Raw genomic sequence first — 12,603 nt, 5'->3', positions numbered from 1 at the left:
GTTAAGCGCGCAAATATGCCGCCGATTGCAAAACACGGGCAGAACAAGCAGACCAAACAGCCAGAGAGGGCAGCAGCATGAATCTTGAAAACACAGTGAAATACCACTTCGCTAAATCCACGCTGATTAGCGACTCTCCGCGCGCTACTGCGTCAGACTCATTAACCGGTACTGATATCATGGCTGCAATGGGTATGACACAGGAGCGAGCTGCAATGGGGTACAGCGCGTTCCTCGGAAAGATGGGCATCAGCCAGAATGACCGGGAGAGGGCGATCGAACTTCTGGCTGAATACGCCCTGACCAAATGCGATAAGGTGGCAGCGCTCCGCAAACTGGATACCGCGGTTAAACCGTTGGTGATGCGCCAGCTGGCTGCCTTCGCTTTTCAAGATTACTCGCGCAGCGCCGCCAGCACGAAAAAGTGTGATTGTTGCGATGGTGAGGGGTTCATTGAGGCTGATGTGTTCACAATGAAATCGCACTACACCATGAAGCTCCCGCAGTGGGCAAAAGACCTTAAGCAATCGCCGGGCGATTTCGAGGTCAAGCGGCAGGTGAAAGAGGTGGCTCGGATACTGTGCTCAGCCTGTAAGGGGAAGAAGGTAATCAGCTGCGCCTGCAATGACTGCCACGGGCGCGGGAAAGCGGTGAATAAGGAGCTCACTGAGAAGCAGGGTGTACCGGTTCAGGCTGACTGTAAGCGCTGCGGTGGTCGCGGGTATGAACGCATTCCATCGACCGAAGCATACGCAGCTGTTTGCCAGATAACAGATGCCATATCTCTGGATAACTGGAAAAAGTCAGTGAAACCGTTCTACGACCAGTTGATCACCAAATTCGACATGGAAGAAGCGTGGGCCGAATCACAGCTGAGAGCAATAACTCGATAGCGACATAAATAATTGTGCACAATTTTATTGTAAGCTATTTACTTTTCCCGAATCTGTGTTAATTTCTCTCTAACGATGGATTACTGCCTTCGTTTAAAGCCCTGCGGATAACACCTCGGGGCTTTTTGCTTAATAAAGATTTAAGAATTTCTAAAACCATCAAATCTGTAGCCTCTTATAATTTCCTCATCAACTTTCGGGAGGGGATATGGAAGAGGGTTTTTATTGGATACAGCACAACGGCATCAGACAGGTCGCTTACTACACCCACGGTGTAACTGAAGACCTGGAAACAGGCCAATCCATAACAGGGGTCTGGCATCTGACGCAGGGCGATGACATCTGCAACAATGGCGAAGCAGAAGTTTTACAGGGGCCTCTTTCCCCGCCAGCCATCAAATAAGATATATTCTACTGAATTTATTGTACTTCTTACCTTTTCAACTAATCTTTTTAGCATCCGGTGGAATGGATATGGAAGTGCTTGTACTTAGTGCTTTTAACTAACGGCGTGCATGCTGTTAGTCTCTGATTGCCTGCTCTGTGAGTAGGCTTTTTTTTGTTCAAAGATAAGTTATTGACCACAGGAATGAATGGAGCGTAAATTATTTCTGTGGTGAATCCTTTCTAAGCGAAAGGGCGTTCCAGTCGACTGCTATCAGCAGGTATGCGCGCGGCTTTGCTGGCCAGGGGCAGAGTCACCGGGAGGCACCCGGCACCAAAACACAAATAACAACGATGCTTTAATTCCTTGAGAGCCTGCCGTAAACAGCAGGCTTTTTTTTATGGCTTTGTTTACAGCTGCTACGCTTTGAGTTGTGGGAAGTTCCTGAATGCCCGGTGGTTCTCCTGAACCTTGTGTGAATCAGCCGATACAGCGTCACCCGGGATGCAAGATCAACACACACCTACCATACAAATAGTCAACTCATTGGCCCGCTTCATAAGAGCGGGCTTTTTTTATTTCTCCGCACAGCACCCGCACACAGCGAGGTGAGAGACGATGAAAATGCATAACGATCCCCACTCCTGGACGGAGGTTATCGAACTGCTCCACAGCTGGTGGCGCGGTGAAACGCCGATGGGTGCCGTATTGCTATCGGTAGTCATGGCTGCCATGAGGATCGCCTACGGCGGTGGCGGCTGGAAAAAAATGATTCTGGAGGGCTCCATTTGCGGAGCGCTAACTCTAACAGCTGTATCAGCTCTCGATTACTTTAACCTTCCGCAGTCTCTGTCAATTGCTATCGGCGGCGCGCTCGGGTTTGTTGGCGTAGAACAGGTTAAGGTTATGGCTGGCAGAGTGTTTAACTCTCGCTTTGGAGGCGGTGATGCAAACCAGTGATAAGGGTATCTCCCTGATCAAAGAGTTCGAAGGCTGCAAACTCACCGCCTACCAGGACAGCGTTGGCGTCTGGACGATCGGCTATGGCTGGACTCAGCCTGTAGATGGGAAACCAATCCGCGCCGGAATGACCATTAAGCAGGAGACGGCAGAACGCCTGCTGAAGACCGGCCTGTTAAGCTATGAAAGTGATGTTTCTCGCCTGGTTAAAGTGGAACTTACTCAGGGCCAGTTCGATGCCCTGGTGTCGTTCACGTATAACCTCGGCTCTCGCTCATTGTCGACTTCGACACTGCTTCGGAAACTCAACGCCGGTAATTACGCTTGTGCTGCTGAAGAGTTCCTGCGCTGGAATAAAGCTGGCGGCAAAGTCCTGAATGGGCTGACCCGTCGGCGTGAGGCAGAGCGCGCTCTGTTCCTGTCGTGATTGGCGCACTGGTAAGGCGTTACTGGCCTCAACTGCTTGTGGTGGCGTTAATCGGCGTGCTGGCGCTCCTCGTGAACCACTACCGCGACAACGCCATCACCTACAAAGAGCAGCGTGATAAAGCGACCAGTGCGCTGACACTGGCTAATGACACCATCACCGACATGCAGACGCGGCAGCGTGACGTAGCTGCGCTCGATGAGAAATACACGAAGGAACTAGTTGATGCGAAAAAGCAGCTTGATGATCTGCAGCGTTGTGTTCGCACTGGCAAGTGCGGGCTGCACGTCAACGCCAGATGTCCCGCGAACGGAACGACCAACACCGGCGGCCTGGGCGATGCTACCGGCCCCCGACTTACTGACTCCGCTGAACGGGATTATTTCACCCTTAGAGAGCGAATCGTCACAGTGACGAAGCAGATCAGCTATCTGCAGGAGTACATCAAAGAACAGTGCATGAAATAAAAATGAAGATAGGGCATTGAAAGCGATGAGATTAATCCCAATTAAAATATTGCACATTCTCGTGCTCATTATCAGGGGTTAGCCATGAGCTACATTGTTTATCTTGAGAATTCCGGTGAGGCTTTTTTCACCATTGATGCCGATGAGGCAAAAGAAGAAGGCGGTCAGGTTGTGTTCTACAAAGATGGAACTGTTGTTTCACGCATCGACACGAGCGATGTTCGTACCTATTTGCCTAACGGCTAATAAATTTCTCGCCTAAATTGGGGCGTGGTACCATCTCAAAGGTCACCTTCGGGTGGCTTTTTTTATGTCTGCATCCAAAAAAACGGATAAAGAGGCCCTCAATGTCCGACATCTATCAAATCACGCTAACCACCCAAACAGGCGAAACCTTTACTGGCAAGATGTCACGACGTCAGCCTGAGCTGGTTAACGGCTTTGTACCGCTGGCGACTGAGATGGGCGAGTGGCTGTATTTCGCTCCTGACGATGTGAAGCGCGTGCAGTTCACGCCAGTAGCTGAAGAGGTCTCTGTATAAAAACGAATGGAGCAGTTGAACGTTGAGATCTTTGATACAAATAGAAATGCATGAACTGATCTAAGAAAAGCCATCTCCGCTTGGTTTAACGGAGATGGGATAGGATTTCGATTACTCAGTTGTGTTTAAAATGTCTTCACGTAACTGTATTAGCCTATCTCTTATTGTCAATCCGCCATTTTTGTTGGGGCTATATGAAGTGCGAATTACATCTGAAGGAGAGGATTCTAACAGGACGTTGTTAACAGCAGAACTAACTCCTTTCGCTTGTGGAATCCATAATGCAACGTCAGCTTCATAGTTAAATGGTTTCGATGTTGAAAATGCATTTCTCGTCATGTTGCTGCTGCCGATCAAGGAGAATACGGGGCCGTTTTTAGTACTTGCTATAAATACTTTTGCATGCCATTTATAGCCCTTAACTTTTCTCACAGTCAGATTTACGCCTGCAGAAGTCAGCGAATTATTGAAGTCATCAAAAGAGAATCTCCATTGAGGATTATGTATCCCAACAGTGATTACTTCTGCATTTGAAGTGGCAAGCTTTTGTGCAAGGTTACCTTCTGTCGAGGCGCAATAAGCCGATTTAAAGTTATCTTGAAAGAAGCCGCTGCATATGATTACCTCTTTTATATCAGGGAGTTGCACTGTGCTGAGTAGTAAATTCCGAAAGACGTTAGGCACTTGCTGATTTCTTAAGAGTATTGCGATGCTCATAGTTGCTCCTTATTATGCAAATATTTTTTGTTATCGGTCATATTCTCACCATCTTTATTTAAAAATAACTCCAAAAAATGGTGTCTCAGTCCCGAGTAAGGAGATTGAAAATGGATTATCGGCCATACCCGCCAGTTAACTTCATCGACTCCGACAACTGGCAGCCATACACCAGGCTGATTCCTGCAAACGAAGTGCATGAGTGGATAAACCACCAAATCCTGAGCGATACAGGCAGCATCCATAACCCTGACCACGAACACCTGCTTGATGCTGACCTCTGCTTTATGTGGGCGTCTGACTCATTCGCGAAGAAAGGGCGCTACGTCCTCGGCCAGGCCGAACAGGTAATGCTCCGCGCCGGTGGTTGGCAGAAAGCCAGAATGGAACAGCAGATGCATGAATGGTTCGGGCGCGTCCCGAAGTACATCATCACACTGGCAGCTGACTACTGCTCACAATGCAGTGACCTAGAATTCTGCGCGCTGGTAGAGCATGAGCTTTACCACATCGCCCAGGCAACCGATGATTTCGACGCTCCGAAGTCCAACAAAGGTACCGGGCAGCACTGATAACACTGTTATCGAATACCGGGAGATACTCCGCCGTGAAAAAACCTGTGATCTGCTTGTTCTTGCTGATGTTGCTGGTGGGTTGCTCGAATACGCGAACCGTTTACGTGCCAGCGCAATGCACCCCGATACCAGCAACGCTGACGCAGCCAATGATAGTGCCACTGCCTCCGGCTCAATGACGTACTGCCAGGCTGTTTTGCGGATTAAGCCGCTGCTGGCCACCATTGAGAAGGGGAACAACCAACTGACTGGAATCAGAAAAATTGAGTTGGAACGTAAATAACTAGGACAAATTATGGAGTTAAAAGCCAGAGAAGTTAAGGTTGTAAATTTTTTAAATGAATATGAATGCGATAAATGTAAGTTGGGTAAAATGGTTTTCAGCCCTGAATCACGTAATGGTATGTATCTCAATAATCATATTGTTTTTTATAGACATATTTGTAATAAGTGTGGGTTTGAAGGGTACCTTAATAAAAAATACCCTTTTCTGTCTAATGTTTACAAACAATAATTTTTATTCTATTGAAGGAAGTTACGAGCCCTAAGAAAGTTTTGAGCAATCAGGTCGCCAATCGGATTTAAAACATAGGAATTAAAGTCATTTATGGTTGATACACCAAATGCATCTAGAGTTAACTTTAAGGCAGGAAATGTTTCAAAGAACATCTCATCGCTCTCAAAGCCGGTGATTCCAGTCCTTTTTCCAAGTAGGTCTTGATAGTTTGTGATGTAGTGCTTGTCTGTAAAGATAACGCCTTTTAAGCCGAGGAGATCAATGTTTATTTTTCTCAAAGACTCCATTTTATCTAAAAATTTAATGTAATCAACATCATAGTTCGCATGGTATTCTTTGTGGACTGAATGGTTTTGCTCTACAGTGAAGCCAATTAATCCAAAGTGAGTTTCATTTTTTTCAGCGAGAGCTGTTATGTTAATACCGTTTCGTATCTTATGTATGCTTCTGAGGTAATATATTAGAGATAGGAATTTAATGTCGTTTGTTGTTAATTTAGATGTCGCTTCAAGAGCGTGATCTATAACTATGCTATCCTCTTCTTCTTCAGTTTGAATTTTCGAAACGATTAGCTCTTTAAGTAACTCCGATTTTTCATCAAATCCTTTTCGAGCCACCTGAATTACAGCTTGGTTCATTGAGTATTGAATGTCAGGGTCGGATAATTTCTCTTTTAATTTATCGTCAAGATCACTAGAAAGCTTAGCTGCAATCTGATTACCAAATTCTGTCGCTCGTTGGTTTACAAGTTTATAAGCATCCTCTTTTAAAGAAGCCATTTGTGCTCGAATTACTAATTCACAGATAGTAACTACTTCAGTAGTAGTATTACCAATGATAGCATCACCGGTTACTTGGATTGCGGTAGAACCATCTCCGACATGTTGACCTGACTTATTATCGAAAAGACTCATTTTTTGTCCTTTTCATTAATGGTTAAGTTACCACCGACTTGTATTCCTGAAGAGTTATTCCCAATCACCTGGCTTATAGAGGATGACTTCTTCTTCTCACTTATTAAGTTGGCTACAGCAGTTAGAAAAGCCCCGAAGCTGACTAAGAAAGCCAGTAGTGAGGCCAGTCCATGATGCTGGTATGCCTGATATCCGAATCCGCATGTTGCAACGAACGCAATTAGACAGATTAACTTTCTCACGCGTCATATTCCTCTGTAGGTTAAATGGCACTATAAGTAACGCAGGATATGCTTTGCCCTGAACACATCATTGATTCATATTACTAATATCTATTAATTAAAAGATAAAAACTAGTGGATTTATGGCACAACCGGACTGGGGCGTGCTTCAGCAACGGTTAACTGTTGTAGCTTAAACTCGTTTTCCGCCAACTGAAACACTTGCCTGAGCTGAACTATTTGGTATGTAAATTTTGACTTTTGATCCACTTTCGGTAATCACCTCAATCGTCAAAGATGTCGGTGGTGCGCCAGTGTCATCGCCTGTGAAGGCAGTAACGATTTCTTCAGAGGTTCTATCCTCAATGATTGGCATACGGTCGCCGTTAACCAAACCAGCGTAAATTTTTACGTTGCCCATCAGCATCTCCCAAAGGTATTAAAATGGCACTCACCGACAAGCAAGAGATGTTTTGTCGCGAGTACCTCATCGATTTAAATGCCACGCAAGCGGCTATTCGGGCGGGGTACAGCGTCAAAACTGCGAATCGTACCGCATCCGAGAACCTGTCAAAACCTGTCATCCAAAACAGAATTGCCGAACTCAAAACGAAGCGCAATGAAGATGTGGGTATTAATGCAGATTATGTGCTACGGCGTTTGGTTGAAATCGACCAGATGGACGTGCTGGATATTCTGAACGACGATGGCAGCCTGAAAGCGATCAGTATATGGCCTAAGTCGTGGCGAACCACTCTTACCGGGCTTGATATCAGTACCACTATCCAGAACTTCGACGAGGAGACGGCGGAAACCATCCTCAAGAAGATCAAGTGGCCGGATAAGGTCAAGAACCTCGAGTTGCTAGGCAAACACGTTCGTGTGCAGGCATTCAAAGAGCAGGTTGAGCAAAAGGTCACAGCAACCCACAACGTAATGCTGGTACCGACCAGTGACAGTGTAGATGACTGGGAAGCGGCGGCGCAGAAACAACAGGATGGGGTGCTCGGTGGATGAATTACAAAGCCGTCTGGAAACCTTTACCGGGATCGCAATCGCTCTCCCTGAGTTGCCCATGTAACGAAATTCTGTACGAGGGGACGCGCGGCCCGGGGAAAACTGCTGCGCAGCTGGCACGCTTTCGCCGCCTCGTTGGTCTGGGCTATGGCTCGTTCTGGCGTGGCGTTATTTTCGATACCGAGTATAAAAACCTCAACGACATCATCACCCAGTCGAAGCGTATGTACCGCTTGTTTAACGACGGTGCACGCTATCTGGCATCCGCCAGTGAATTACGTTGGGTGTGGCCGACTGGCGAAGAGCTGCTGTTCCGTTTTGGAAAGGAAGAGAGTGATTACTGGGACTACCACGGTCAAGAGTTCCCCTTTATCGGATTCAACGAGCTGACCAAACAGCAGTCTGCTGAGTTCTATGAAATGATGTTCTCCTGCCGGCGCTCGTCGTTCCGGCCCGAGAACTACCCACTGGATAACGGTTCGCTGCTTAAGCCGATTCCACTCGAAACGTTCAGTACAACGAATCCGTTCGGCATCGGCCATACCTGGGTAAAGAAACGCTTCATCGAACCAGCACCACGCGGAACCGTCATCCGCGAAACGCAGAAAGTGTTTAACCCGCAGACTGAACGCGAAGAAGATGTGACGCTGACTCGCGTGGCGATTCACGGCTCCTTCAAAGAAAACCCTTATTTGGATCCGCAGTACATCGCGACACTGATGGCTATCAAGGACCCAAACCGGCGCAAAGCGTGGGTAGAAGGCTCCTGGGATGTCACCAGCGGCGGGCGATTTGACCATCTGTGGAATGCCTCCCATCATGTCATCAAGCCGTTCCGTATCCCGGATAGCTGGACGGTTGACCGCTCCCATGACTGGGGTGAGTCGAAGCCGTTCTCTAACCTCTGGTGGGCACGCGCCGACGGTACCGCCGCAGAGCTCTCTGATGGTCGTCATTTCTGCCCGCCTGCCGGGTCGCTGATCCTGATTGGTGAGTGGTACGGCTGCCCGCCGGACGAGCTCAACAAGGGTCTGAACATGTCATCCACCAACGTTGCCAAGGGCGTAGCGTGGGCTGATAAGCGGCTGGTGGGCGTAGAGCTTGCTGAGCCTGAAGAGATAAAACTCAACGGGGTAACTCAGGGGCAACTCAATATCATGCCCGGCATCTGTAAGAGGGTTCTCCCTGGCCCGGCTGACGGGGCGATCTACAACACTGGTGATGATGAGTTATCCATTGCTCAGAAGATGGAATCTCAGGACGTTAAGTGGGTGCCATCCAACAAAAAACCGGGATCGCGTGTGAACGGTGCGGCCCTGTTTGCTGACATGCTTGAGGCCGTTGTCGAAGGTAAGAAACTTGAATCCGGCATCCCAGAGAAACCTGCATTTTATGTTTTCGACTACTGCCGTGGCTGGATAAGCCGTGTGCCGGTACTCGTGCGCGACAGCAAAAATCCTGACGATGTAGATACCCAGCAGGAAGACCACGACTGGGATGCTACCCGATATGCCGTTCTGCATTCACCACCGAAGAAAGTCGGCAAAGTCACCAACCTGAGGCTCTAACTCCATGCCTGATATTTCAACACCCAATCTGGACTATGGGAACATGGTGCAGGCGTGGGACGTTAACGACGCCCTGATGGGCGGCACGCTGTATATGCGTCAGCTTGGCGAAGCATTCATGCCACGCTGGCCGAAAGAAGACAAAGAGGACTATAAGAAGCGCCTCGACGTGGCCACGCTATTGCCAGCCTACGAAGAGACGATTAACCAGAATGTTGGGCGTGTTTTTGCTGAGCCCATCCATCTTGGTGAAAACGTACCGGGTGCGCTGCGTGAATTTGCAAAGGATGTGGATCTGGAAGGTACTCGCCTTGATGTCTGGGCGCAGGCCTTCTTCAGCTTGGCGATGCAGTATGGCCTTTCTCATGCGCTGGTGGATTTTCCGCGCGTGGACGCAGAACAGGTGAAGACCAAGGCAGATGAAAAAGCCACCGGCGCGCGACCCTACGTAACCATGCTCAATCCCCGCCAGGTAATTGGCTGGAAGTCGAAGATGGTCGGCGGTAAGGTTCAGCTCGCAGCATTGCGCATCAAAGAGGTTGTGGTTGAAGATGGTGACGACTTCGGGCAGAAGAAAGTCGAGCAGATCCGCTATCTGACTCCAGGGAAAGTTGAGATTTACCGCAAGTCTACTGCCGCTGAGGGCTCGGCAACCTGGGCACTGCATGAGGAATGGGAAACTTCCCGCAAGGACATCACGCTGGTCACGCTTTACACCAAGCGCACCGGTTTTATGTGCGGCTCTCCGCCGCTGCTCAACATGGCGTTGCTTAACATCAAGCACTGGCAGAGCCAGAGTGAGCAGGACAACATCCTGCACGTCGCCAGGGTGCCAATACTGACAGTTTTCGGTCTCGAGGAGGGGCAGGAGCTGACGATCGGATCATCATCAGCAGCTTCATTCACCGATCGGCAGAAGCAGGGGCTCGAATACGTCGAGCACACAGGTTCCTCCATTGGCGCTGGCAAAGAGTCGCTGGCTGAGCTGATAGAGCAAATGCGCCAGGCTGGCGCGAAGTTGCTACGCACCGATAACACCTCAACCAAGTCAGTAGACCAGACCTCGGAAGAGAAGATGCAGGAGCAGTCGCCGCTCTACACCATGGCAACCAGCCTGGAAGACGCGATCGACAACATTCTGCAAATCATGGCTGAGTACATAGGCGAGAAGGAAGGTGGCAACGTAGATGTCCGCACCGAACTGGATGTTGAATCGAAAGAGTTCAATCCTCCAGCGGCGATGGCCATTCAGTCCCTGCGGCAGGGCGGCGACCTTCGTCGCATCGATGCCATAAAGGCCCTGCAAAAACTCAATCTGATTGATGCTGATGCGGATCCGGAGAAGGTTCTGGATGAGTTGCTGGCCGAGTCTGCGTCGCTGACCGAACCGCCGCCGGAAGAGGTGTGATATGGCCCGCTCTGTTAACGATCGCCTACAGGACGAGACGATAGCGCACGGACTGTATGTGAGCCGCTACGGTACTGGCGTCGCCCGGCGCATGGTGGTTCTACTCGATAAGCTGGATTCCGAACTGGCTGCAAAGCTGATGGTGTTGCTGGATGGTAAGCGTGCAGACACCTATAGTGCCCGCCGCCTGGCATCGCTGCTGGCTGGTGTACGGGACCTCAACCAACAGGCCTACGAATCGGTTAATACCGCGTTGACCCGCGAACTGACGCGCTACGTTGATTATGAAGCCGGATATCAGATGGACCTGTTCAGCAGCGTAATCCCTCAGCAAATACTGAAACATGTCCCGCTTCAGAGCATCGCGCCAGAGCAGGTTTATGCCGGAGCTGTGGCGCAGCCGTTCCAGGGGCGGTTGCTGAAAGAGTGGGGGAAGAAACTCGAAACCGATCGGCTGGACAAGATTACCAATGCCGTTCGCTCCGGGTTCCTCCAGGGGGAAACGGTAGAGCAAATTGTTAAGCGTGTCGCCGGAACACCGCAGCGCAACCGTGAAGATGGGGTGATCAACACTGCCCGTCGTGACCTGGCGGTAGTGACACGTACCGCGGTGAATCACATGGCCGCCACAGCGCGCCATGAGTTCGCCCAGGCCAATAGCGATATCGTGAAGGCCAAGCAGTGGTCCTCAACACTCGACACGCATACCAGCCAGTGGTGCATTATCCGCGACCGCAAACTCTACACGCTCGACGGCAAGCCGCTGGGGCATGTAGTTCCTTATCTGCGCGGACCTGGCAAAATCCACTTCTGCTGTCGGTCCAGCGAAATCCTAATCACGAAATCGTGGGAGGAATTGCAGATACCACTTGGCGAACTGAGCAACGCTACACGCGCCTCGATGGACGGGCAGGTACCAGCGAATACCAGTTATGCCGAATGGCTTACCCGACAGCCATACGCGCGACAGGAGCAGGTACTAGGCGTTACCCGCGCGATGATGCTGCGTGACGGCAAAATCACTGTGCCGCAGATGTTCAACGATGCCGGGGAGTTTCTCACTCTGGATGCACTACGACGACTCGATGCTGCTGCATTTGAATAACACAAACCAAATTAATCTCAGGCTGCCTTCGGGTGGCCTTTTTTATTGCCATAAGCCGGATGGCGAGTGGTGCAACGGTCGGATGACCTCGAAAAGGTATAAACATGAAACTGAAGACAGTAGAAGTGAACGGCAAACAGTATGCGGAAGTTGATGCTGGTGGTCTGCCCGTCTATGTCCATGAGGATGGGCAGGAAGTTGGCTTTGATGCTGTTCAGGCCGTTGGAAAGATTTCTGCGTTGAATGGTGAAGCAAAATCTCACCGTGAAGCGAAAGAGTCTGCTGAAGCCAGTCTGGCCAAATTTGCCAAAATTGGTGACCCGGCTAAGGCGATTGAAGCACTGGATATGATGACCAAAATTGACCAGAAAAAACTGATCGACGCGGGCGCAGTTGACCAGGTCAAAGCGGATATCACTAAATCATTCCAGAGCCAGCTTGATGAGGCTACACAACGAGCAACGACTCTGGAAGGTCAGCTTTACCAGGAGATGATCGGCGGGCGATTCTCCGGTTCTAAGTTCATCGCAGATAAAGTGGCCATTCCATCAGATATGCTTCAAGCCCGTTTCGGCCAGTCATTCAAAGTTGAGGATGGCAAAGTCGTCGCATACGACGGCGCCGGCAACAAGATTTATTCCCGCTCTAAACCTGGCGAGCTGGCTTCCTTTGATGAGGCGCTGGAATTCATGGTGGAGCAGTACCCTCAGAAAGACCACATCCTGAAAGCCAGCGGCAATCAGGGGACAGGTTCACGCCAGACCCAACACACTTCCGGTCAAAAGACCATGAAGCGTGACGCGTTCACCACCTTGAGTCCGGTAGAGCAACAATCGACCCTCAAAGACGGTATCACCATCGTCGACTAACCCCTTTACCAGTGGCCG

Annotated in this window: 15 protein-coding genes and 2 pseudogenes; 14 read left to right on the top strand and 3 right to left on the bottom strand. The window is 49.7% G+C overall.

What is annotated here, in order from left to right:
- The first annotated feature begins 77 nt into the window (after window positions 1-77).
- The 7 genes from F3J30_RS01760 (at window position 78) to F3J30_RS01730 (ending at window position 3,674) form a co-directional block, all read left to right on the top strand.
- Window positions 78-893 carry an antitermination protein gene (locus F3J30_RS01760; protein WP_166715465.1) on the top strand — a complete coding sequence of 272 codons (816 nt, stop codon included), beginning with the start codon at window positions 78-80 and terminating at the stop codon, window positions 891-893.
- Between the two features lie 208 nt (window positions 894-1,101).
- Complete coding sequence (locus tag F3J30_RS01755) at window positions 1,102-1,296, top strand: hypothetical protein (protein ID WP_166715464.1); 195 nt, start codon at window positions 1,102-1,104, stop codon at window positions 1,294-1,296.
- A gap of 600 nt (window positions 1,297-1,896) precedes the next feature.
- Window positions 1,897-2,238 (top strand): phage holin, lambda family, encoded by a 342-nt coding sequence (locus F3J30_RS01750; protein ID WP_166715463.1) that lies wholly within the window; start codon window positions 1,897-1,899, stop codon window positions 2,236-2,238.
- Window positions 2,222-2,665: a lysozyme gene (locus F3J30_RS01745; protein WP_166715462.1), complete on the top strand. Its 444-nt coding sequence runs from the start codon at window positions 2,222-2,224 to the stop codon at window positions 2,663-2,665. The genes F3J30_RS01750 and F3J30_RS01745 overlap by 17 nt, the downstream gene beginning before the upstream one ends.
- Complete coding sequence (locus F3J30_RS01740; protein ID WP_166715461.1) at window positions 2,662-3,132, top strand: lysis protein; 471 nt, start codon at window positions 2,662-2,664, stop codon at window positions 3,130-3,132. The genes F3J30_RS01745 and F3J30_RS01740 overlap by 4 nt, the downstream gene beginning before the upstream one ends.
- Window positions 3,133-3,216: 84 nt before the next feature.
- Window positions 3,217-3,378 (top strand): hypothetical protein, encoded by a 162-nt coding sequence (locus tag F3J30_RS01735; RefSeq protein ID WP_155738258.1) that lies wholly within the window; start codon window positions 3,217-3,219, stop codon window positions 3,376-3,378.
- A gap of 101 nt (window positions 3,379-3,479) precedes the next feature.
- A complete protein-coding gene (locus tag F3J30_RS01730) occupies window positions 3,480-3,674 on the top strand; it encodes a hypothetical protein (RefSeq protein WP_166715460.1) in 195 nt (64 codons plus the stop codon).
- A gap of 111 nt (window positions 3,675-3,785) precedes the next feature.
- On the opposite strand, the gene F3J30_RS01725 is transcribed toward F3J30_RS01730, so the two are convergent.
- Window positions 3,786-4,391, bottom strand: coding sequence for a phospholipase D family protein (locus F3J30_RS01725; RefSeq protein ID WP_166715459.1), 606 nt, complete (start codon window positions 4,389-4,391; stop codon window positions 3,786-3,788).
- A gap of 110 nt (window positions 4,392-4,501) precedes the next feature.
- Between F3J30_RS01725 and F3J30_RS01720 the strand changes: the two are divergent.
- Window positions 4,502-4,957 (top strand): annotated as a pseudogene (locus F3J30_RS01720) (putative metallopeptidase); the annotation flags it as partial.
- A pseudogene (locus F3J30_RS01715) lies at window positions 4,956-5,249 on the top strand (hypothetical protein); the annotation flags it as partial. The pseudogenes F3J30_RS01720 and F3J30_RS01715, both read left to right, overlap by 2 nt.
- 239 nt (window positions 5,250-5,488) lie before the next feature.
- On the opposite strand, the gene F3J30_RS01710 reads toward F3J30_RS01715, so the two are convergent.
- Together F3J30_RS01710 and F3J30_RS01705 are read right to left on the bottom strand one after the other, a co-directional pair.
- Window positions 5,489-6,397: an LPO_1073/Vpar_1526 family protein gene (locus F3J30_RS01710; RefSeq protein WP_166715458.1), complete on the bottom strand. Its 909-nt coding sequence runs from the start codon at window positions 6,395-6,397 to the stop codon at window positions 5,489-5,491.
- 414 nt (window positions 6,398-6,811) lie between these two features.
- On the bottom strand, window positions 6,812-7,039 hold the full coding sequence (locus F3J30_RS01705; protein WP_166715457.1) for a hypothetical protein: 228 nt from the start codon (window positions 7,037-7,039) through the stop codon (window positions 6,812-6,814).
- A gap of 23 nt (window positions 7,040-7,062) precedes the next feature.
- Here F3J30_RS01705 and F3J30_RS01700 point away from each other — a divergent pair, with 23 nt between their 5' ends.
- The 5 genes from F3J30_RS01700 to F3J30_RS01680 all read left to right on the top strand — a co-directional run bounded on the left by F3J30_RS01700 (window position 7,063) and on the right by F3J30_RS01680 (window position 12,585).
- Window positions 7,063-7,635 (top strand): terminase small subunit, encoded by a 573-nt coding sequence (locus tag F3J30_RS01700; RefSeq protein ID WP_166715456.1) that lies wholly within the window; start codon window positions 7,063-7,065, stop codon window positions 7,633-7,635.
- Window positions 7,632-9,203, top strand: coding sequence for a terminase (locus F3J30_RS01695; RefSeq protein ID WP_166715455.1), 1,572 nt, complete (start codon window positions 7,632-7,634; stop codon window positions 9,201-9,203). Before F3J30_RS01700 ends, F3J30_RS01695 begins: the two co-directional genes overlap by 4 nt.
- Before the next feature lie 4 nt (window positions 9,204-9,207).
- Window positions 9,208-10,611 (top strand): DUF4055 domain-containing protein, encoded by a 1,404-nt coding sequence (locus F3J30_RS01690; protein ID WP_166715454.1) that lies wholly within the window; start codon window positions 9,208-9,210, stop codon window positions 10,609-10,611.
- A 1-nt stretch (window position 10,612) separates the two neighbouring features.
- Window positions 10,613-11,716, top strand: a complete 1,104-nt coding sequence (locus F3J30_RS01685) for a phage minor head protein (protein ID WP_166715453.1) — start codon at window positions 10,613-10,615, stop codon at window positions 11,714-11,716.
- A gap of 104 nt (window positions 11,717-11,820) precedes the next feature.
- Window positions 11,821-12,585 carry a DUF6651 domain-containing protein gene (locus F3J30_RS01680; protein ID WP_166715452.1) on the top strand — a complete coding sequence of 255 codons (765 nt, stop codon included), beginning with the start codon at window positions 11,821-11,823 and terminating at the stop codon, window positions 12,583-12,585.
- The last annotated feature ends 18 nt before the right edge of the window (window positions 12,586-12,603 follow it).

Source organism: Enterobacter sp. Tr-810 (genome assembly GCF_011752765.1).
In the GTDB taxonomy this organism is placed as follows: Bacteria; Pseudomonadota; Gammaproteobacteria; order Enterobacterales; family Enterobacteriaceae; genus Enterobacter; species Enterobacter soli.
The sequence above is the reverse complement of the archived record's forward strand: the minus strand, read 5'-3'. Positions and strand labels throughout refer to the sequence as shown.

Bases quoted from the DNA above. Each gene is read 5' to 3' on its own strand.
- F3J30_RS01685 (WP_166715453.1), top strand. From the start codon at position 10,613: ATGGCCCGCTCTGTTAACGATCGCCTACAGGACGAGACGATAGCGCAC.
- F3J30_RS01755 (WP_166715464.1), top strand. From the start codon at position 1,102: ATGGAAGAGGGTTTTTATTGGATACAGCACAACGGCATCAGACAGGTC.
- F3J30_RS01700 (WP_166715456.1), top strand. From the start codon at position 7,063: ATGGCACTCACCGACAAGCAAGAGATGTTTTGTCGCGAGTACCTCATC.
- F3J30_RS01725 (WP_166715459.1), bottom strand. From the start codon at position 4,391: ATGAGCATCGCAATACTCTTAAGAAATCAGCAAGTGCCTAACGTCTTT.
- F3J30_RS01750 (WP_166715463.1), top strand. From the start codon at position 1,897: ATGAAAATGCATAACGATCCCCACTCCTGGACGGAGGTTATCGAACTG.
- F3J30_RS01690 (WP_166715454.1), top strand. From the start codon at position 9,208: ATGCCTGATATTTCAACACCCAATCTGGACTATGGGAACATGGTGCAG.
- F3J30_RS01760 (WP_166715465.1), top strand. From the start codon at position 78: ATGAATCTTGAAAACACAGTGAAATACCACTTCGCTAAATCCACGCTG.
- F3J30_RS01705 (WP_166715457.1), bottom strand. From the start codon at position 7,039: ATGGGCAACGTAAAAATTTACGCTGGTTTGGTTAACGGCGACCGTATG.
- F3J30_RS01695 (WP_166715455.1), top strand. From the start codon at position 7,632: ATGAATTACAAAGCCGTCTGGAAACCTTTACCGGGATCGCAATCGCTC.
- F3J30_RS01730 (WP_166715460.1), top strand. From the start codon at position 3,480: ATGTCCGACATCTATCAAATCACGCTAACCACCCAAACAGGCGAAACC.
- F3J30_RS01735 (WP_155738258.1), top strand. From the start codon at position 3,217: ATGAGCTACATTGTTTATCTTGAGAATTCCGGTGAGGCTTTTTTCACC.
- F3J30_RS01680 (WP_166715452.1), top strand. From the start codon at position 11,821: ATGAAACTGAAGACAGTAGAAGTGAACGGCAAACAGTATGCGGAAGTT.
- F3J30_RS01710 (WP_166715458.1), bottom strand. From the start codon at position 6,397: ATGAGTCTTTTCGATAATAAGTCAGGTCAACATGTCGGAGATGGTTCT.